We start from the raw sequence: 19,726 nt of genomic DNA, 5'->3' as shown, positions 1-19,726 counted from the left end.
ACGCGCCGGCCGGTTGCCGGTCCGCCAGGTCACCACCGCGCCGCGCAGATTTTGCCCGCCCACCGTGCTTGCGGCACACTTGCCGCCTTCGAGGGCCTGTCCCTTCCATAGCCGAATCCACCGCATGACTCGTTCCCCCGTTCGCCGTCTGGTCTTTTCCCTGCTGCGCCGTGTGCTCTATCTCTGGGTGCGCTCGGAGACCATCAACCAGTCCGCCTTCACCCTCAAGCTCGACCGCAGCAAGCCGGTGTTCTACGTGCTGCCGCGGGCATCGCTGAGCGACCTCGCCGTGCTCGATACCGAATGCAGCAAGGCCGGGCTGCCGCGGCCGGTGGCCGAGGTGGCGGTGGGCAACCATCTGGAGCCGGCGGCATTCTTCTTTCTGGCCCCGGCGGCGGACTGGTTCGGCCGCCGCAGCCGGCCGACACCGCCTGCGCCGCTGGTGCGGCTGGTCGGCGCGCTCGAGCAGAATGCGGTGGACAATGCGCAGATCGTCCCGGTCAGCGTGTTCTGGGGCCAGTCGCCGGACCGCGAGACGAGTCCCTGGAAGCTGCTGTTCGCCGACAGCTGGGCGGTGACCGGCCGGCTGCGCAAGCTGTTGAGCATCCTCATCCTCGGCCGCAAGACGCGGGTGCAGTTCTCCACGCCGATCCAGCTCGACGAACTGGTGGCGCTGAACAAGGGCCACGAGCGCACGCTGCGCATGGTCCATCGCATGCTGCGCGTGCACTTCCGCCAGCAGAAGACCTCGGTGATCGGGCCCGACCTCTCGCACCGGCGCAACCTGGTCAAAGGCCTGGTACATGCACCGGCGGTGCGCGAGGCGATCCGCGACGAGGCCGAGCGCGAGAAGATTTCCCTCGAGAAGGCCGAAGCCAAGGCCCTGCGCTATGGCAACGAGATCGCCTCGGACTACGCCTACACGGCGGTGCGCTTCCTCGAGGTGGTGCTGTCCTGGTTCTGGAACAAGATCTACGACGGCATTCGCGTCAATCACCTGGAACCGCTGCAGGAGGCGGTACGCGGCCACGAGGTGGTCTACGTGCCCTGCCACCGCAGCCATATCGACTACCTGCTGCTGTCCTACCTGCTGTTCCGCAACGGCCTGACACCGCCGCACATCGCCGCCGGCATCAATCTCAACATGCCGGTGGTCGGCGGGCTGCTGCGCCGCGGTGGCGCCTTCTTCATGCGCCGCTCGTTCAAGGGCAACCCGCTGTATACGGCGGTGTTCAACGAGTACCTGCACACCCTCTTCACCCGCGGTTTTCCCGTCGAATACTTCGTCGAGGGCGGCCGCTCGCGCACCGGGCGCATGCTGCAACCCAAGACCGGCATGCTGGCGCTGACGCTGCGCAGCTACCTGCGCTCCTCACGTCTGCCGGTGCTCTTCGTGCCGGTGTACATCGGCTACGAACGGGTGCTCGAAGGCCGCACCTACCTAGGCGAGCTGCGCGGCGCGGCGAAGAAGAAGGAATCGATCCTCGACATCTTCAAGGTCATCGGCGCGCTCAAGCAGCGCTTCGGCCAGGTCTGGGTCAACTTCGGCGAGCCCTTGAAGCTCGGCGAGTTCCTCGAGCAGGAGCAGCCCGGCTGGCGCCAGCAGAGCTACGCCGCCGATGCCCGCCCCGCCTGGCTCAACGACACCACCAACCGGCTGGCCGAGCGCATCGCCCAGCGTCTGAACGAAGCCGCAGCGATCAATCCGGTCAACCTGGTGGCCCTGGCGATGCTCTCGACCAACCGCCAGGCGCTGGACGAGCGCTCGCTGTCCCGGGTGCTGGACCTTTACCAGACCCTGCTGCGCGCGGTGCCCTACTCGCCGCACACAACGCTGCCCGACGGCGACGGCCAGGCACTGATCGCCTACGTCAAGGCGCTCGGGCTGATCGCCGAGCAAAAGGATGCGCTGGGCAACATCTTCTACCTGGACGAGCAGAACGCCGTCCTGATGACCTACTACCGCAACAACGTGATGCACATCCTGGCCTTGCCGGCGCTGCTGGCAAGCCTGTTCCAGAGCAGCGCGCGGATCAGCCGCGAGCAGATCCTGCGCTTCACCGAGGCGCTGTACCCCTACCTGCGCGCCGAGCTGTTCATCCGCTGGGAGGTCGAGGAGCTGCCGGAGGTGATCGACCGCTGGCTGGCGGCCTTCGTCGAGCAGGGTTTGCTCAGGATCGATGGCGACAGCTACGTGCGCCCGGCGCCAAGTTCGCGCCAGTTCGTCCTGCTGACGCTACTGGCGCGGGTCATCGTGCAGACCCTGCAGCGCTTCTATATGGCCATCTCGCTGCTGCTCAACAGCGGCCAGTACAGCCTCAGCGCCGAGGAACTGGAGAACCTGAGCACGGTGATGGCCCAGCGCCTGTCGATCCTGCATGGGCTCAACGCGCCGGAATTCTTCGACAAGACGCTGTTCCGCCACTTCATCGCCACGCTGCAGGCCGAGGGTGTGGTGCATCGCGACGAAGCCGGCAAGCTGGGCTACCACGCCATGCTTGGCGAACTCGCCGAAGGCGCCGCCAAGCGCGTGCTGCCGGCCGAGGTGCGGCTGTCGATCCGCCAGGTCGCACTGGAGCGTCATGACGAACCGGCAGCGCCGGCCAGCTGAGCCATACTTGCCCACAGTTCAAATCGGGGAATCCGCCATGCGTCGACTCATCACCCTCACCGCCGGCTTGCTGCTGGCCGCCAGCGCTCATGCGCTATCACTCGCGGACCTGACCCAGAGCGATGCCAGCGCCGGCCTCAAGGATGCGCTGGCCCAGGGCGCCAAGGTCGCCGTGCAGCAGCTCGGCCGCCCCGGCGGCTTCAGCAGCGACCCGGACGTGCGCATCGAACTGCCGGGCAACATCGGCAAGGCCTCGCGCATGCTGAAGATGCTCGGCATGGGCAGTCAGGTCGAGCAGCTGGAAAACAGCATGAACCTGGCCGCCGAGAAGGCCGTGCCGGAAGCCCAGCAGCTGCTGCTCGATGCGGTGCGCAAGATGACCGTGCAGGATGCCAAGGCGATCCTGGCCGGCGGCAAGGATTCGGCCACCCAGTACCTGGACAAGTCCAGCCGCGAGCAGATTCGCGCGCGCTTCCTGCCGATCGTCAAGCAGGCCACCGATCAGGTCGGCCTGGCCCAGCAGTACAACGCGGTGGCGGCCAAGGTGCCGGCCGCGTTGAATGGCAACTACGCCAACATCGAGAGCTACGTCACCGAGCAGGCGCTCGATGGCCTGTTCACGGTAATCGCCGAGCAGGAGGCGAGCATCCGGCAGAACCCGGCAGCGGCCGCCACGAGCCTGGCGAAGAAGGTGTTCGGCGCGCTTTGAGACCTGTGATCCGGGCGTTCTCGCCTGCACATCCGGCGGTGGGCTGAAGCCCACCCTACCGGGCTACCGGATCGCCTGCCCGCGTGGATGGCTTCGGCCATCCACCCTACGTAGGGTGAAAAACGCGCGCAGCGCTTTTCCACACCGCCCCCATCGCCCCCCGAACCGTGGGGTGGGCTTCAGCCCACCTACCGGCTACCGGATCGCCTGCCCGAGTGGATGGCTTCGGCCATCCACGCTACGTAGGGTGGAAAACGCGCGCAGCGCTTTTCCACACCGCCCACCCCCAGAGCCGCCCCGAACCCCTAGGGGGGCTTCAGCCCACCTACCAGCTACCGAGTCGCCTGCCCGCGTGGATGGCTTCGTCCATCCACCCTACGTAGGGTGGAAAACGCGCGCAGCGCTTGTCCACACCGCCCCGAACCCTGGGGTGGGCTTCAGCCCACCCACCGGCTACCGGGTCGCCTGCCCGCGTGGATGGCTTCGGCCATCCACGCTACGTAGGGTGGAAAACGCGCGCAGCGCTTTTCCACACCGCCCCCAGAGCCGCCCGAACCCTAAGGTGGGCTTCAGCCCACCAGCGCGCTAACAACCCAGGCCCCCCTTCCCTCGGGAACCGGCCTCAGCGTGGCCCCATGATCTGCTCCAGTGCATCCGGCTGCGGCGCGCCCTGATGTTGCTGCAGGCGCCCGTTGGCATCCATGTAGAAGATCGCCGGCGTCGCCGCCGCACCGGTCTCGCCCATCAGCATCAGGTTATCGTCGAGCTTCCGGCGCATCGCCGCCGAGACTTTCTCCTGCGGCTTGAGCGTGCTGGCCTTGCCGGCGGATTCATGCTCTTCCAGCGCCGCCTCCGGGTCGTTCGCCGCCAGCAGCGCAGCGGACTTGCCCAGGCTGTCGGCACGCAGCATGCCGACCATGACATGGCGCAACTGCACCTTGCCGGACTCGACCCAGGGCCGGGCCTGCTTCCAGAACATGTTGCAGTAAGGGCAATTGGGGTCGCTGAACACGTACACCACGCGCGGCGCGTCGTCCTCGCCGTCGGCGATCCAGGTGGCCTTCTCCAGGCGCGACCACATTTCCTTGCCCAGCGGCTCGTAGACCAGCTTTTCCAGCGGAGCGCGAGACAGATCTTCGCCCTTGGCATCGAGCAGACTACCGATCAGCACGTGCTCGCCGTCGGGCGTCAGGTACAGGGCGATACCCTGGCCGTTGTAGCGCGCCGCATAGCCCTTGAGCCCGCCGGGCGCCTCGAAGCTGCCTACCACCTGGGCGCCACGCGCCTCGACGGCGCGGATCGGTTCCGGCCACTGTTCGGCCTGCACGAACGAAGTGCCCAGCAGGCCCAGGCCTGCAAGGAGAAACGGAGCGGTTCGAATCACTGCGGGGATTCCTCTTTCAGTACTTCCAGAGCCCGCGCCAGACTGGCACGGGAGAGTTCACCGAGATGGCTGCCGACCTGGCGGCCCTCGGCGTCGTAGAACAGCGTGGTGGGCAGCGCGGTGGAGCCGACGTGCTGGCCGAGGCGGCCGCCGCTGTCGAGCAGGACATTGTCCAGCGCCAACCCCTGAGCGGCGAAGAAGCGCTCGATCTCGCCGCTACCCTCGCCCTGGTTGACGAACAGGAACAGCGTGTCCTGCTCCCGTTCCTGAGCCTCGGCCAGTACCGGCATCTCGCGTCGGCACGGCGGGCACCAGGTTGCCCAGAGGTTGACCACCAACGGCTGGCCGGCGTAGTCCTCCAGCGCCACCGGGCGGCCCTCGGCGTCGCGCAGCGCCAGCTCGGGCAGGCGCGTGCCCTGCTCCAGCGAATGCAGCACGTAGCTGCCGCTGCCCCAGGCCAGCACGCCGGTCGCCAGCGCGATGCCCAGCGGCTTGCGCAACCCGCGGTCACGCCAGCCCTGCCAGGCACCGAGCGCCAGCGCCGCCAGCAGCCCCGGCCAGGCGATGAAACCGCCGTCGCGGATGTCGATCACCCGCCACGGCTCGCCCTGAAAATGCTCGAAATAGCGCACCACGAACGCCAGCCGGGCAACGAGCAGGCCCACCAGCAGCAGGTGGAACAGCTGGCGCTCGGGATTGCAGCCATGGCGCCGGCCAACCCACCAACCGACCACCGTCGCCAGCAACAGGCTGCCCAGCAACAGTACATGCGGCATCGCCAGGGCCAGGGGCCCGACGTTCAGCGTCAACATCAACCTTGCTCCCGTGTCTGCTTCCAGTGTTCGAGGAATTCCCGCGCGCCGACCTCACCGGTGATACGCCGCTCACGACGCTCCTTGCCATCAGGGCCAATCCACAGCAGGGTCGGCGGGCCGAGCACGCCATAGCGCGTGAGCAGCTCGCGGCTGGCGGCGTTGCTCGCGGTGACATCCGGGCGCAGCAGCCGCACGCCCGCCAGGCTCGCCTGCACCTCGGCATTGCCGAACACCTCCTTTTCCATGACCTTGCAGGACACGCACCAGTCGGCGTAATAGTCGACCAGCACCCATTGGCCCTGCGCCTGCGCCGCCGCCAGTTCGCGGTCCAGCACCGCCGGCTCGCTGAAGGTCAGCGCCTGCTGTTCGTGGGCGCGCTCGAGCGGCGCCGCACCGGCATAGACGGCCAGCGGCCGCCAAGGGTCGCTCGCCCCGCCCGCGGCACCGAGCAGCATCGCCGCTCCCCACAGGCCGCACAGCACGCCAGCCGCACGCGACGGCACCTGGCCACGCCCGAGCTGGCCGGCCAGGTGTAACAGCACGACGGCACCACTCAGCAACAGCGCGCCCCAGAGCCCGAGCCATTGCCAGTCCTGCAGCAGCGGGCGCGCGACCAGGAGCGCCGCGGCGAGAAAGAAGAAGCCAAAGGCCACCTTGACCCGCTCCATCCAGGGTCCCGGCTTCGGCAGAAAGCGGCTGCCGACGGTGACCAGCAGCAACAGTGGCGTGCCGATCCCCAGCCCCAGGACGAACAGCACCAGGCCGCCCTGCAGCGCGCTGCCGCTCTGCGCGATATAGAGCAGCGCCGCGGCCAGCGGCGCGGTCATGCAGGGGCCGACCAGCAGGCCCGACAATACGCCCAGCGCCGCCGCACCCGCGAGACTGCCGCCACGCTGGCGATCACCGGCACGTTGCAGGCGATCACGCAGCACCGCCGGCAGCTGCAGCTCGAACAGGCCGAACATCGGCAGCGCGAGAAAGACGAACAGCGCAGCGAAACTGCCGAGCAGCCAGGGCTGCTGCAGCGCCGCCTGCAGGTTGGCGCCGAGCAATGCGGCAAGCACGCCGAGCGCCGCATACACCAGCGCCATGCTGACCACATAACTGCCGGCCAGGGCGAGCCCGCGCCTTGGCGTGGCGCCCCCGCCGACGACGATGCCGGCAAGGATCGGCAGCATCGGCAATGAACATGGGGTAAAGGCCAGCAGCAGGCCGAGGCCGAAGAACAGCAGCAGGCTCCAGGCGAGCGTCTGGCTGGCCAGGCCGCTGGCCAGCGCCTGGTCCTTGGCTTGCGCCTCAGGTGCTGGCGCCGCGGCAGCCCCATCAAGCGCGACCTCGCGGGTCTGCGGCGGGTAGCACAGCCCGGCATCGGCGCAGCCCTGCCAGCCCAGACGCACGCTTGCCTCGGCCCCCGGCGGGACGATCAGTTCGAGGCTGCCGCGATAGACCGCCTGATCACCGAAGAACTCGTCGCTGTGCGGCTCGCCCGCGGGCAGCGGCGGCTGGCGCTCGGCCGGCAGACCGTCGAACTTCAAGCGCTGCTGGTAGAGGTAATAGCCCGGCGCAATCTGCCAGTGCAGGCGCGTGGCGCCCGACTCCTCAGGGCTGACGGTCAGGGCGAAGGCCTCATCGACCGGCAGGAAATCGGTTTGCGCACTGGCGCCGAACAGGCCGCCGGCCGGCAGCGCGAGACCGGGCGCAAGCAGGAACAGGCAAAACAGCAGGGCGCGCATGAACATTCCTTACAGACCACGAAAACGCCGTGCAGCATGCCGGCGGCCGATTAACGCGCCATTAACGGATTCGCCGCGGCTGCATAACGCTGCCTTAATCGCTAAGGTCGACACTTGGTTTTTTGCACGGATCCATGCATGCACGTATTGCTCGCCGAAGACGATGAATTGATCGCCAGCGGCATCATCGCCGGCCTCGGCGCCCAGGGCCTGACCGTCGATCACGTGGCCAGCGCGGCGGCGGCCGAAGCACTGCTGCGCACGGCGGCTTTCGACGTGCTGGTGCTCGACCTCGGCCTGCCCGACGAGGACGGCATCGAACTGCTGCGCCGCCTGCGCCAGCACGGGCTGGACCTGCCGGTGCTGGTGCTCACCGCGCGCGATGCGGTCAGCGACCGCGTGACCGGTCTGCACGCCGGTGCCGACGACTATCTGCTCAAACCGTTCGACCTGCGCGAACTGGCCGCGCGCCTGCATACCCTGGTGCGACGCAGCGCCGGGCGTGCCGTCACCCAGATCGAGCACGGCCGCCTCCGCTACGACCCCGGCAGCTGCGAGGCGCGCCTGGACGGCCGCCCGGTCGACCTGTCGCGCCGCGAACAGGCGCTGCTGCAGGCGCTGCTCAACAGCCGCGGCCGGGTGCTCAGCGCCGATCAACTGAAGGATGCGGTCTACGGCCTGGCCGACGACGTCGAGAGCAACGCGCTGAACGTGCATATCCACCACCTGCGGCGCAAGCTCGGCAGCGGCATCGTCGAGACCGTGCGCGGCCTGGGCTACCGCCTCGGCCCGGCCGGCGGGGAAGACCTCCCATGAGCCTGCGCCTGCGTCTGACCCTGATGCTCGGCACCGCCTTCGTCCTGCTCTGGATGCTGGCGGCGACCTGGATGCTGGTCGACCTGCGCAACCAGCTGATGCTTTCGCTCGACCAGCGCCTGGCGGCCTCGGCGCGCATGGTCGCCGGCCTGTTGGTGCAGCTGCCACGCCCCATGCCCGGCGACGGCTCGCCGCAGCGCCTGAGCGCCGAACAGCTGGGCATCCCCAACGGCCTGGCTTGCCAGGTCAGCTCGCTACGTGGCGAAGTCCTGGCGCGCAGCCACGCCACTCCTGACCAGCAGCTGGCTGCCGAGCAGAACGGCTTTCGCGTTCAGCTGATCGAGGGTGTGCCCTGGCGCAGTTTTACCCTGGTGCAGGGCGAGCTGCGCATCACCACGGCCGACCGCCTGGACGAACGCGCCACGCTCAAGCGCTCGGTACTGCTGGCCGCCGCACTGCCGGTGGCACTGGCCTTGCTCGGCAGCCTCGGCCTGCTATGGCTGGGACTGGGCCGCGGGCTGGCGCCGCTGCAGCGGATTCGCGAGGCGCTGACCCGGCGCAGTGCCGAGTCGCTCGAACCACTGCCGACCGCCGGCCTGCCGGCCGAGCTGCTGCCGCTGGTCGAGACGCAGAACCAGCTGTTCGAGCGCATCGCCCAGGCCATCGAGCGCGAACGGCGACTGACCGGCGATGCCGCGCATGAGCTGCGCAGCCCGCTAACCGCGATCAAGACCCACCTGCAGGTCGCGCGGATGACCGAAGGCGCCGCTGCCGAACGGGCGCTGGCCAACGCCGAGGCCGGTGCCGACCGCCTGCAGCGCACGCTCGAGCAACTGCTGTTGCTGGCCCGGGTGGAAGGCAGTCTGGATTTCGACGACGGCCAGCAATGCTCGGCCGCCGAGGTCGCGCGCCTGGCCATCGAGGACGCCGCCGGTGCCGAGCAGGCATCCATCGAGCTGCGGCTCGCACCCGGGCTACCCGACACGCCACTGGCAATGCCGCCGGTGCTGGCGATCGCCGCGCTGCGCAACCTGCTGGACAACGCCCTGCGGCACACCGCGGCGGGCACCACGGTCAGCCTGTGCGTGGAGCCCGCCGATGGGCAGGTCCGCTTCCGGGTATGCGACCGCGGGCCGGGTATCGCCGCCGAACATCTTGCGCACCTGACCCGGCGCTTCTGGCGCCACGCCAACAGCGCCGGGAGCGGCCTGGGCCTGGCGATCGTTCAGGCCATCGCCGAGCGCTGCGGCTGCACCCTCGACTTCGACAACCGCGCCGAGGGCCTCTGCGTATCGCTCAACGTCGCGCTGCGCGACGCAGCGGAAACACCAGGCTGAAGGTGGTCCAGCCCTCGGCCGAATCGCAGTGGATGCACCCCTGGTGCGCCTGGATGATCGAGCGCGTGATCGCCAGGCCAAGCCCGGCATTGCTCGGGCTGCCCTCGCGGCGCGCCGGGTCGCCGCGGTAGAAGCGGTCGAACAACCGCTCGCGGTGCTCCGGCGCAATCGTCGTGCCGGGGTTGGCCACGCTCAAGCTCACCTCGCCCGGCCCGGACTCGATCGCCAGGCGGATCACACCGCCATCGGGCGTGTAGCGCAGCGCATTGGACAACAGGTTCGACAGCGCCCGGCGCAGCATCAACAGATCGCCCTGAACCGTACCGGCACCGGACAGCTCGAAGCGCACCCCGCGCTCGTCGGCCGAGAGCTGGTAATAGTCCAGCAACTGCGCGCACAACGCTTCCAGCGCGACGGGTTTGGCGTCCGGCACGATCAGCCCGTTGTCGGCCTTGGCGAGGAACAGCATGTCGTCGATCATCCGCGACATGCGCTGCAGCTCCTCCAGGTTCGAATGCAGGTTGTCCTGGTACGCCTCCACCGTGCGCGCACGGGTCAGCGCCACCTCGGTGTGGGTCATCAGGTTGCTCAGCGGCGTGCGCAGCTCGTGGGCGATGTCGGCGGAGAAGTTCGACAGCCGCACGAAGGCGTCTTCCAGCCGCGCCAGCATGGCGTTGAACGCCTGCACCAGCTGCTGCAGCTCGGCCGGTGTGGACTCGTCGGGGATACGCTCGCGCAGGGATTTGGCCGAGATCGAGGCGGCTACCTGGGTGACGTCGCGCAGCGGCTGCAGGCCGCGGCGCACCAGGGCCCAGCCAAGCAGGCCGCTGAGCGACGCGCAGAGCACCAGCGCACCCCACAGCCAGCCGCTGAAGGTATGGAAGAACGCCTTGTGCACGGTGACGTCGAGCAGGATCAGCAGCGTCAGCGTCGACTGACCGACCGGCACCTGCCCCACCTCCGCGCGCCAGAGGCGCCCATCCAGCGACAGCTCGCCATCGCGCTCAGCGGCCAGCGCGAGCAGGCGCGGGTCGGCCCCGCCTGGCAGCGGCTCGGGAAACAGCTGGCGCCCCGCTGCATCGAAGACGAACCCCCTTATCTCGCTGTGCCCACCGAGCAGGGCCTGCAGCCGCGGACGCAGCCGCTCGAAGTCATCATCGGCCTGCAGCTCGCCGAGTAGCGCCTCGCCGGCGCGAAGCTTCTCGTGCAGGGTGTGCTGGTCCAGTTCGTTGAAGTGGCGTTCGCTGAGCTGGTGAAAGAAATATCCCGCAGCCGCCAGCACGCCGGTCACCGCGAGCATGAACATCAGGCTCAGCCGCGCCGTGAGCGACAGCCGCTTCATGACGGGTCCGGCTCGTCGAGCATGTAGCCCATGCCGCGCGCGGTATGGATCAGTTTGGGCTCGAAACCATCGTCGATTTTCGCCCGCAGACGGCGGATCGCCACCTCGATGACATTGGTGTCGCTGTCGAAATTCATGTCCCAGACCTGCGAAGCGATCAGCGACTTGGGCAGCACCTCGCCGCGCCGACGCAGCAGCAGTTCGAGCAGGGCGAATTCCTTGGCGGTCAGGTCGATGCGCTGGCCGGCACGGGTGGCGCGGCGCTTGAGCAGGTCGACCTGCAGGTCGGCGATCTGCAGCTGGGTCTGCAAGGCCGCCGCGTTGCCGCGTCGCAGCAGGGTGCGCACACGGGCCAGCAGCTCGGAGAAGGCGAACGGCTTGACCAGATAGTCGTCGGCACCGAGCTCGAGCCCCTTCACGCGGTCCTCGACACGGTCGCGCGCGGTGAGAAACAGCACCGGCACCTCGCGCCCGGAGGCACGCACCAGGCGCAGCACTTCCCAGCCATCGAGGCCCGGCAGCATCACGTCGAGGATCAGCAGGTCGTAGGGCATGCTCAGCGCGTGTTGCAGCGCGTCGGTGCCGGTCGTGACCCGGTCGACGGTGAACCCCGCCTCGCTCAGGCCCTGCTGCAGGTAGATGCCTGTCTTGGGCTCGTCTTCGGCGACCAGCAGTTTCATGCATGCCTCCCCTTCGGCAGAACGGTGCGGCGCAGTGTAGGCAGGTTCGCTGGCGACGCCACGAGCTGACAGAAAAGTAATGTTTTGCTCAGGCGCCTGTCAGCTGCGCGACGCTAGCCTTGTCCCGCCATGCAGCCAACGCTGCCGCAGATCCCCGCCGCAACGGCAACGGTGCAAGGGGCTTGACCTTGCCATAGCGTCAAGGTCGAGCATCGAGCCAGGCCACTGAGGAGATCGCCATGAACACCACTACGCTGAAGGTCACCGGCATGAGCTGCGGCTCCTGCGTTCGCCATGTCAACGCCGCCCTTGCGGCACTCGATGGCGTCGTACAGGTCGACGTGGAACTGGCCAGCGGTATCGTCCGCGTCCGCGGCGACGCCGAGCCCCAGGCGCTCGTCGCCGCCCTCGACGAAGCCGGCTACCCGGCAGAACCCATCGCCGAGGCCGCCGCCGCGCCGACGAAGAAAGCCGGCTGCGGCGGCAGCTCTGGCTGCTGCTGCAGCTGACACACGCTCTGGAGAATGCGCATGAACAAGTACCTCGTCACGCTCACCGCCCTGCTGATGTCGGGCATGGCCCAGGCCGCCACGGTCATCGACGTGCATCGCGACGCCAACTGCGGCTGCTGCAAGGACTGGATCAAGTACCTGCAAGCCAACGGCTTCGAGGTGCGCGACCATGTGGAAAGCAACATGCCGGCAGTCAAGCAGAGCCTCGGGGTCGTACCCCGGCTGGGCTCGTGCCACACCGGGGTGATCGACGGCAAGTTCGTCGAGGGCCACGTGCCGGTGGCGGCGATCCGTGAGTTGCAGCAGCGCGATGACCTGCTCGGCGTCGCCGCACCGGGCATGCCCGCCGGCTCGCCCGGCATGGATTATGGCCAGGCCAAGCAGCGTTACCAGGTCATCGGCCTGACCCGCGAGGGGCGCGACATGGTGCTCGGCGAGTACCAGGGCGATCAGCTGCAGCGCTGAGCCGCAGGCGGGCACGCCGATGGGCTGGCTCATCGCCAAGTACCTGCTTACCGCTGCCGTGGTGGTGCTGGTATCGGAAGTCGCCAAGCGCAGCGATCGGCTCGGCGGCTTTCTCGCTGCCCTGCCGCTGATCACGGTACTGGCGATGATCTGGCTTTATGTCGAGCGCCAACCGCTGGAGAAGATCGCCAATCATGCCTGGTACACCTTCTGGTACGTGCTGCCGACGCTGCCGATGTTCCTGCTGTTCCCACGCCTGCTGGCGCGGCTGGGCTTCTGGCCCGCGCTGCTGGCCGGCGCCCTGCTGACCGTCGCCTGCTTCGGCCTGCTGGCGCTGTTGCTGCGGCGCTTCGGCGTACAGCTGCTCTAGCCACGCGCACGGCGGCCACCCGCTGACAGAAGCGTAATGTTCCGCTCAGCCAGTGGTCAGCTCGGCCCGGTTATCGTTGCGCTGTTGCTGCGCTAAGCGCAGCGCAATCAGTGCCTGAACAAACCCGCAAAGGATCCACATGCACGCCAACCAATCCCGGCGCACCTTCGTCAAAAGCCTGGCTGCCGGCGGTGCCGTCGCTGGCCTCGGGCTCTGGCAACGCCCCGTCTGGGCGCTGACCAGCCCAGGTCAGCCGACGGTGCTCAGCGGCACCGAGTTCGACCTCACCATCGATTCCATGAGCGTGGACTTCACTGGCAAGCGCCGCACCGCCATGGCCATCAACGGCAGCATTCCCGGCCCGCTGCTGCGCTGGCGCGAGGGCGATACCGTGACCCTGCGCGTGCGCAACCGGCTGCCCCACGACACCTCGATCCACTGGCACGGCATCCTGCTACCCGCCAACATGGACGGCGTGCCCGGCTTCAGCTTCGCCGGCATCGCCCCGGACGGCATGTACGAATACCGCTTCAAGGTCAAACAGAGCGGCACCTACTGGTACCACAGCCATTCGGCGTTCCAGGAACAACTCGGCGTCTACGGCCCGCTGATCATCGATCCGCTCGAGCCGGAGCCATTCGCCTACGACCGCGACTACGTGGTGTTCCTCTCCGACTGGACCGACGAAAGCCCGGCACGGGTGCTGGCCAAGCTGAAGAAGCGCTCGGACTACTACAACCGGGGCCGGCGTACGCTTGGCGATTTCATCGACGATGTCGCTGACAACGGCTGGACCGACACCATCAGCGAACGCTGGGCCTGGGCGAAGATGAACATGTCGCCGACCGATCTTGCCGACATCAGCGGTGCCACCTACACCTACCTGCTCAACGGCCAGGCGCCGGACGGCAACTGGACCGGCCTGTTCCAGCCAGGCGAGCGCATCCGCCTGCGGCTGATCAACGGCTCGGCGATGAGCTACTTCGACTTCCGCATCCCCGGTCTCAAGCTCACCGTGGTCGCCGCGGACGGGCAGAACGTCGAACCGGTGCAGGTGGACGAAGTGCGTCTGGCCGTGGCGGAAACCCTCGACGTGATCGTCGAGCCGGACGGCAGCCAGGACGCCTACACCCTGTTCGCCCAGTCCATGGACCGTAGCGGCTTTGCCCGCGGCACCCTGGCCGTGCGTGATGGTTTGCAGGCGCCGGTGCCCGAGCCCGATCCGCGCCCCGAACTGACCATGGAAGACATGGGCCATGGCGATCATTCCGCCCATGGCCAGGCTGCTGCGCCTGCGCAGAGTGACGATCCTCACGCCGGGCACGGCGACATGAATCACGGCGCGATGAATCAGGGCCAGATGGACCACGCCGCCATGGGCCACGGCTCGTCCGGCAGTGGCATGCAGGCGCATCCGGCCAGCGAAACCGACAATCCGCTGGTGGACATGCAGACCATGATGCCGGTGCCCAAACTGGACGATCCCGGCATCGGCCTGCGCGACAACGGCCGGCGCGTGCTGACCTACGCCGACCTGCGCAGCACCTTCGCCGACCCGGACGGCCGTGAGCCGACGCGCACCATCGAACTGCACCTGACCGGCCATATGGAGCGCTTCGCCTGGTCGTTCGACGGCATTCCCTTCGCCGATGCCGAGCCGATCCGCCTCAAGTACGGCGAGCGGGTGCGCTTCGTCCTGGTCAACGACACCATGATGCACCACCCCATCCACCTGCACGGGCTGTGGAGCGATCTGGAGGACGAACACGGCAATTTCCAGGTGCGCAAGCACACCATCGACATGCCGCCGGGCTCCAAACGCAGCTATCGCGTCACCGCCGACGCCCTCGGGCGCTGGGCCTACCACTGCCACATGCTGATGCACATGGACCTCGGGATGTTCCGCGAAGTCCGCGTAGAAGAATGACGGAGAAGCCTATGAACACGATCAAACAGCACGCCCTGCTCGCCTTCGGCCTGACTACCGCGCTCAGCCTCAACACCGCCTACGCGCAAAGCGAGCACGACGGTCATCATCCCGCCAACGCGCCAGCCGAACAGGCCGCGCCGCAGGCCAGCGAACCCAAGCCCGGACAACAACAGGGCGGCATGATGCAGGGCATGGACCACGACAAGATGCAGGACATGCACGACCAGCACATGGGTTCCGGCCATATGGACCACGGCAGCATGGGCAACGGAAAGATGCAGAAGGACATGCCGAAGGGCCCCGAACAGGGCAAGCAGCATGATCATTAAGACACTGCCGGTCGCCATCGCCTTCGCCCTGGCTGCGACGGCGAGTCAGGCGCAGCAGACGATGGATCATTCCGGCCACGACGGACACGCTGCGCCTGCGGATCACAGCCAGATGGATCATCGGCAGATGGATCACAGCCAGATGAGCCATGAGCCCGTGAACCATGGCGACATGAACCACGACGGGATGCCTCACCCACCGGCAACCGGCGTTCCACCCGAACAGCAGCAACGACCGCCAGTCCCCACCATCAGAGATGCGGATCGCGCCGCGGCATTCCCCGACCTGCCGCCTCACGCCATGCACCAGGGTGGCAGCAACTACCTGTTCCTCGCCGATCAGCTCGAATGGCAGGACGCCGACGACGGCAGCGCCCTGGCCTGGGACATTTCCGGCTGGTATGGCGGCGATATCGACCGCCTCGCCTTCCGTTCCGAGGGTGAGCGCACCAATGGCCACACCGAGGAGGCCGAGCTGCAGCTGCTCTGGAGCCACGCCATCGGCCCCTGGTGGGAGACCGTCACCGGCGTGCGCCAGGACTTCAAGCCCGGCTCGCCGCAGACCTGGGCAGCCTTTGGCGTGCAGGGCATGCCGCTGTTCGGCCTGGAGACCGAAGCCACGGCGTTTCTCGGCGAAGGCGGCCAGAGCGCGCTGCGCCTGGAGGCCGAATACGACATCCTGCTGACCCAGCGCTGGGTACTGCAGCCGACCGCCGAGCTGAACCTGCACGGGCGCAACGACGAGGTGCGCGGCGTCGGTTCCGGCCTCAGCGATGCGAACTTCGGGCTGCGCCTGCGCTACGAGATCAGCCGCCAGTTCGCGCCCTATATCGGCGTGACCTGGAATCGCGCCTACGGCAACACGGCCGACCTGCTGCGTGACGAAGACGAGGATCTCAGCGACACCCGTCTGGTGGCCGGCGTACGATTCTGGTTTTGAGCAAAGCCTGACGCATGAACACAGCAATCAAGACCCTGACACTGGCCGCCGCCGCACTGGCCGTCGCCGCAGCCGCGACCGTGTATTCGGGCGCCATCAACGTCGCCGCCGACGCACCGCACTCGGCAGCGGTCGAGGCGGTGCTGGAAATCGTTCGCGAGCGCTCGATCGCCCGGCGTGCGCACGACATCGAAGTGCCGGCGCTCGACGACCAGGCGCTGATTCGCTCCGGGGCGGGCAACTACCAGGCCATGTGCGTCGGCTGCCACCTGGCGCCGGGCCTGAACGAAACCGAGCTGAGCGCAAGCCTCTATCCGGCGCCGCCAAACCTGGCCGCGCACGGCCATGGTGGCGATCCGGCGCGGGCGTTCTGGATCATCAAGCACGGCATCAAGGCCAGCGGCATGCCGGCCTGGGGCCAAAGCATGGGTGACGACTACATCTGGGGGTTGGTCGCCTTTCTCGAACAGATGCCAGGCCTCGACGCGCAGCAGTACCGCGACCTGGTGGCGGCGAGCGGGGGCCATCAGCATGGCGGCGGCGAGTCGGGCATGCACGACCACAGCGACCAGCATCACGCCGCACCCGCCAGCGAGCCGACACCCGCCGGGCTCGAGGCTCCGCAGGCCGGCGAAATCCATCGGCATGCCGACGGCAGCGAGCGCCAGCACTGACGCAGTGCCACGCCGCAGGCCGAGCCGGCTCGATGCTCTCAACGAACGGCGCCGAGGCCGGGTTGGCTATAGACGCGGCAAGGCGGCTCGGACAGCTGTAGAGCCGCCCTGCCGGCCCCTCAACCCTTGAGTTTCTGGGCGACCTTGGCGACCAGCTCGCCCTGGTAACGGGCCATGGTCAGTTCCTTTTCCGATGGCTGGCGTGAGCCGTCGCCACCGGCAATCGTCGAGGCGCCGTAGGGCGTGCCGCCGTTGACCTCGGAGATGTCGGCGAACTCGGGGATGCCGTAGCCGGTCGGCACGAGGATCATCCCGTGGTGCGCCAGGGTGGTCCAGGTCGAGGTGATCGTCATCTCCTGGCCGCCACCGGTGCCCGTGGAGGTGAACACGCTGGCGACCTTGCCGTGCAGCTTGCCTTGCGCCCAGAGGCCGCCGGTCTGATCGAGGAAGTTGCGCATCTGTCCCGACATGTTGCCGAAGCGGGTCGGGGTACCGAAGATGATCGCGTCATAGTCGGCCAGCTCTGCCGGACTGGCCACCGGCGCGGCCTGATCGACCTTGCCACCGGCCTTCTCGAAGGCTTCCTCGGGCATGGTTTCCGGAACTCGCTTGATCGTCACCTCGGCGCCGGAGACGCCGCGAGCGCCTTCGGCCACGGCATTGGCCATGGTCTCGATGTGGCCGTACATGGAATGGTAGAGCACGAGAATCTTTGCCATCGGTGTGGTTCCTCTGTCGGGATAAGTCAGCTTGCGGATGCCGGGTTTTGAAAACCGCCCGGCGTCGGTCGTTCCCCTCGCGCGAGCGGCTCAGCCGGCGTCGACCAGCACGATCTCGCTATCTTCCAGCGCCTCGACCAGCAGCTGCGCCTCGTCACGTACCGCCAGCCCATCACCGGCCGCCGCAGTGACGCCGTTAACCCGGACGCGCCCGCTGGCCGGCACCAGATACACCTTGCGGCCGCTCTCTATGGAATAGCTGGCGCTCTGCCCGGCCGCCAGCGTGGCGGCCGCCAGCCGCGCATCGGCGCGAATCGGCAAGGCGTCATCATCGCCCGGCAGACCGCTGGCAAGGGTGACGAAGGCACCGGCACGCTCACCAGCCGGAAAGGGCCGTGTTCCCCACGACGGCGGCAGGCCCGAACGCTCCGGAAAGATCCAGATCTGGAACAGACGGGTTTCTTCGTCCTCCAGATTGAACTCGCTGTGCACGATGCCCGTGCCGGCGCTCATGACCTGCACGTCCCCGGCGACGGTGCGGCCGCGGTTGCCGAGGCTGTCTTCGTGGGTGATCGCGCCCTGGCGAACATAGGTGATGATCTCCATGTCGCGATGCGGGTGCGGCGGGAAGCCTGCCTGCGGCGCGATGCTGTCATCGTTCCAGACGCGCAGCTTGCCCCAGCGCTGGCGCGTCGGGTCGTGGTAGTCCGCGAAGGAGAAGTGATGGCGGGTATCCAGCCAACCGTGGTTGGCGGCGCCGAGGTCGGCGCGGGGACGGTGTTCGATCATGCTGCCCTCCAGTGGCGGACCGTACGGGTCGATCCGCGATGGAGGCATGATCTATCAGCCAGACAAAGCTTTGTTCGCGATTATCAGCACAAACACATCAAATCGGTCGATAGGTATTCCGCTCAGCGCTTGGCGGGAATCTGCTTCACGGCCGCCAGCCAGCTATCGTCCAAGGCGCTCTGCTCGACATCCAGCCCCAGCGCCTGCATGGCCTCACGGTGTGCGTCGATCTCGCGGACCATGTCGCTGAGCGCGGTCAGGTTGCCGTCGAGCTGATGCATCTGCGTCACGCCCAGATGATAGAAACGCAGCAGCTTCATCGCCTGCTCGTCATTCGCCGCCACCCCTGCCTTGACGTGGTGCATGACGTTGGTGACGCTCATCAAGCTGCGCTTGAGGCGCCAGCCATAGACCGCAGCCGCCATCCACGCCTGCGCCCAGAACACCCGGCGCACCAGCAGCACGGTCAGTACCAATCCCAGGGCCACGCCGATGACGTTCCAGCGCAGGTTGTCGCCACCCGGTTCACCGAACAACAGCACGGCCAGCGCCGCCAGCAGCATAGCCAGCGCGGCAAAGGTGGCGGTGACGATCAGCGTGCTGCGCCTCGTCTGCTGCCGATAACGCTCGGCACTCATCGGCTGGATTTCGAAGACGACCATCGGCGGGATTCCTTGCGCGGGTTCTGGCGGCGCGCATTATGCGCCACAAGCGCCGCCCCGGGGGATGCCGGCGGAGCGGCGAGTGGCCGCGGTCAGATTTCGATGCTGCCCTGCAGATACAACACCGCAGCGCCAGCAACGTGCACCCGCGCGTCATCCACGCGGCAGTAGAGCTGCCCGCTGCGGGCCGAGGCCTGCAGCGCGATCAGCGAGCGCTTGCCCAGGCGTTCGGCCCAGTACGGCGCCAGGCCGGCATGAATGGAGCCGGTCACCGGATCTTCATCCCCGCCATTGGCCGGCCAGAAATAGCGTGAGGCGAAGTCGTGCCGGTCCCCGGGGGCGGTCACCACCAGATCGAGCGGCGCGAAAGCCTTGAGCGCCTGCAGGTCCGGTTTAAGGCTGCGCACCTGACTTTCATTGGCGTAGACGGCGAACCACGCCTGGGCATTGCGCAGGATCCGCTCGGGCACGATGTCGAGCGCCTCGAGCAACGCCTGCGGCGGCTGTGCGATCGCTTCGGGCGCGCGGTTCGGGAAGCTCAGTTCCAAGAGACCGTCGCTGCGACGAATGACTTGGATATCGCCCACCGCGGCGGCGCGGAAGGTCAGTGGCGCCTCGGCCAGCGCCTGCTCGAGAATGACGAACGCGCTTGCCAGCGTCGCGTGGCCACAGAAGTCGATCTCGGTCAGCGGCGAGAACCAGCGGATATGAAACGCGCCATCCGCCTCGCGCACGAAGAATGCGGTTTCGGACAGGTTGTTCTCCGCAGCGATCGCCTGCATGCACTCGTCGGCCAGCCAGCGCTCCAGCGGTACCACGGCGGCCGGATTGCCTTTGAAGCGTTCAGTGGTAAAGGCATCGACCTGAAAAATCGGCAGTCTCATCTCGTCCTCACATGCCACGGCGGGC

20 protein-coding genes are annotated in these 19,726 nt (G+C 67.7%); 11 read left to right on the top strand and 9 right to left on the bottom strand.

Translation table 11 applies throughout. From position 1 onward, the window contains the following. The first annotated feature begins 124 nt into the window (after positions 1 to 124). Together plsB and AC0KXH_RS06275 are read left to right on the top strand one after the other, a co-directional pair. The gene (plsB, locus tag AC0KXH_RS06280) at positions 125 to 2,611 is read left to right on the top strand and encodes a glycerol-3-phosphate 1-O-acyltransferase PlsB (protein ID WP_043219172.1); all 2,487 of its coding nucleotides are present in this window, start codon (positions 125 to 127) and stop codon (positions 2,609 to 2,611) included. Between the two features lie 37 nt (positions 2,612 to 2,648). After that, positions 2,649 to 3,320: a DUF4197 domain-containing protein gene (locus tag AC0KXH_RS06275; RefSeq protein WP_041107028.1), complete on the top strand. Its 672-nt coding sequence runs from the start codon at positions 2,649 to 2,651 to the stop codon at positions 3,318 to 3,320. A gap of 622 nt (positions 3,321 to 3,942) precedes the next feature. Here the strand turns inward: AC0KXH_RS06275 and dsbG are convergent. The 3 genes from dsbG to dsbD are packed head-to-tail and all read right to left on the bottom strand — an operon-like array spanning position 3,943 to position 7,252. After that, on the bottom strand, positions 3,943 to 4,704 hold the full coding sequence (gene dsbG, locus AC0KXH_RS06270; protein WP_488224365.1) for a thiol:disulfide interchange protein DsbG: 762 nt from the start codon (positions 4,702 to 4,704) through the stop codon (positions 3,943 to 3,945). Beyond that, positions 4,701 to 5,516, bottom strand: coding sequence for a TlpA family protein disulfide reductase (locus AC0KXH_RS06265; protein ID WP_312379915.1), 816 nt, complete (start codon positions 5,514 to 5,516; stop codon positions 4,701 to 4,703). The genes dsbG and AC0KXH_RS06265 overlap by 4 nt, the downstream gene beginning before the upstream one ends. Beyond that, positions 5,516 to 7,252 (bottom strand): protein-disulfide reductase DsbD, encoded by a 1,737-nt coding sequence (gene dsbD, locus AC0KXH_RS06260; RefSeq protein ID WP_488224364.1) that lies wholly within the window; start codon positions 7,250 to 7,252, stop codon positions 5,516 to 5,518. The genes AC0KXH_RS06265 and dsbD overlap by 1 nt, the downstream gene beginning before the upstream one ends. 138 nt (positions 7,253 to 7,390) lie before the next feature. On the opposite strand from dsbD, the gene AC0KXH_RS06255 reads away from it, so the two are divergent. Next, positions 7,391 to 8,068, top strand: a complete 678-nt coding sequence (locus tag AC0KXH_RS06255; protein ID WP_488224363.1) for a response regulator — start codon at positions 7,391 to 7,393, stop codon at positions 8,066 to 8,068. Then, the gene (locus tag AC0KXH_RS06250) at positions 8,065 to 9,405 is read left to right on the top strand and encodes an ATP-binding protein (RefSeq protein ID WP_488224362.1); all 1,341 of its coding nucleotides are present in this window, start codon (positions 8,065 to 8,067) and stop codon (positions 9,403 to 9,405) included. The genes AC0KXH_RS06255 and AC0KXH_RS06250 overlap by 4 nt, the downstream gene beginning before the upstream one ends. Here AC0KXH_RS06250 and AC0KXH_RS06245 read toward each other — a convergent pair. Both AC0KXH_RS06245 and AC0KXH_RS06240 read right to left on the bottom strand, forming a co-directional pair. Then, positions 9,365 to 10,747, bottom strand: a complete 1,383-nt coding sequence (locus AC0KXH_RS06245) for a heavy metal sensor histidine kinase (protein ID WP_488224361.1) — start codon at positions 10,745 to 10,747, stop codon at positions 9,365 to 9,367. The genes AC0KXH_RS06250 and AC0KXH_RS06245 overlap by 41 nt on opposite strands. Next, positions 10,744 to 11,427 carry a heavy metal response regulator transcription factor gene (locus tag AC0KXH_RS06240; protein WP_213150857.1) on the bottom strand — a complete coding sequence of 228 codons (684 nt, stop codon included), beginning with the start codon at positions 11,425 to 11,427 and terminating at the stop codon, positions 10,744 to 10,746. Before AC0KXH_RS06240 ends, AC0KXH_RS06245 begins: the two co-directional genes overlap by 4 nt. 239 nt (positions 11,428 to 11,666) lie before the next feature. On the opposite strand from AC0KXH_RS06240, the gene AC0KXH_RS06235 reads away from it, so the two are divergent. The 7 genes from AC0KXH_RS06235 (at position 11,667) to AC0KXH_RS06205 (ending at position 16,647) form a co-directional block, all read left to right on the top strand. Further along, positions 11,667 to 11,936, top strand: coding sequence for a heavy-metal-associated domain-containing protein (locus AC0KXH_RS06235; RefSeq protein ID WP_488224360.1), 270 nt, complete (start codon positions 11,667 to 11,669; stop codon positions 11,934 to 11,936). 21 nt (positions 11,937 to 11,957) lie between these two features. Next, positions 11,958 to 12,404 carry a DUF411 domain-containing protein gene (locus AC0KXH_RS06230; RefSeq protein WP_313406409.1) on the top strand — a complete coding sequence of 149 codons (447 nt, stop codon included), beginning with the start codon at positions 11,958 to 11,960 and terminating at the stop codon, positions 12,402 to 12,404. Positions 12,405 to 12,423: 19 nt separating this feature from the next. Beyond that, positions 12,424 to 12,774, top strand: a complete 351-nt coding sequence (locus AC0KXH_RS06225) for a DUF3147 family protein (protein WP_043219156.1) — start codon at positions 12,424 to 12,426, stop codon at positions 12,772 to 12,774. A gap of 139 nt (positions 12,775 to 12,913) precedes the next feature. After that, positions 12,914 to 14,701, top strand: a complete 1,788-nt coding sequence (locus AC0KXH_RS06220) for a copper resistance system multicopper oxidase (RefSeq protein ID WP_488224359.1) — start codon at positions 12,914 to 12,916, stop codon at positions 14,699 to 14,701. Positions 14,702 to 14,712: 11 nt separating this feature from the next. Next, the gene (locus tag AC0KXH_RS06215; RefSeq protein WP_488224358.1) at positions 14,713 to 15,033 is read left to right on the top strand and encodes a hypothetical protein; all 321 of its coding nucleotides are present in this window, start codon (positions 14,713 to 14,715) and stop codon (positions 15,031 to 15,033) included. Further along, the gene (locus tag AC0KXH_RS06210; protein ID WP_488224357.1) at positions 15,023 to 15,973 is read left to right on the top strand and encodes a copper resistance protein B; all 951 of its coding nucleotides are present in this window, start codon (positions 15,023 to 15,025) and stop codon (positions 15,971 to 15,973) included. Before AC0KXH_RS06215 ends, AC0KXH_RS06210 begins: the two co-directional genes overlap by 11 nt. Before the next feature lie 14 nt (positions 15,974 to 15,987). Continuing rightward, positions 15,988 to 16,647 carry a c-type cytochrome gene (locus AC0KXH_RS06205; RefSeq protein ID WP_488224356.1) on the top strand — a complete coding sequence of 220 codons (660 nt, stop codon included), beginning with the start codon at positions 15,988 to 15,990 and terminating at the stop codon, positions 16,645 to 16,647. 119 nt (positions 16,648 to 16,766) lie between these two features. Here the strand turns inward: AC0KXH_RS06205 and wrbA are convergent, their stop codons facing one another. From wrbA to AC0KXH_RS06185, 4 genes are all read right to left on the bottom strand, one after another. Next, a complete protein-coding gene (gene wrbA, locus AC0KXH_RS06200) occupies positions 16,767 to 17,366 on the bottom strand; it encodes an NAD(P)H:quinone oxidoreductase (protein WP_061338568.1) in 600 nt (199 codons plus the stop codon). 90 nt (positions 17,367 to 17,456) lie between these two features. Then, positions 17,457 to 18,155: a pirin family protein gene (locus tag AC0KXH_RS06195; protein ID WP_200628187.1), complete on the bottom strand. Its 699-nt coding sequence runs from the start codon at positions 18,153 to 18,155 to the stop codon at positions 17,457 to 17,459. Between the two features lie 122 nt (positions 18,156 to 18,277). Further along, positions 18,278 to 18,817, bottom strand: a complete 540-nt coding sequence (locus AC0KXH_RS06190) for a DUF3087 family protein (protein ID WP_041107060.1) — start codon at positions 18,815 to 18,817, stop codon at positions 18,278 to 18,280. Between the two features lie 92 nt (positions 18,818 to 18,909). Beyond that, positions 18,910 to 19,689: a PhzF family phenazine biosynthesis protein gene (locus AC0KXH_RS06185; RefSeq protein WP_488224592.1), complete on the bottom strand. Its 780-nt coding sequence runs from the start codon at positions 19,687 to 19,689 to the stop codon at positions 18,910 to 18,912. Positions 19,690 to 19,726: the final 37 nt, after the last annotated feature.

This window comes from Stutzerimonas sp. CXK-1 (genome assembly GCF_057738225.1).
This window is presented reverse-complemented; position numbering and strand designations above follow the sequence as displayed.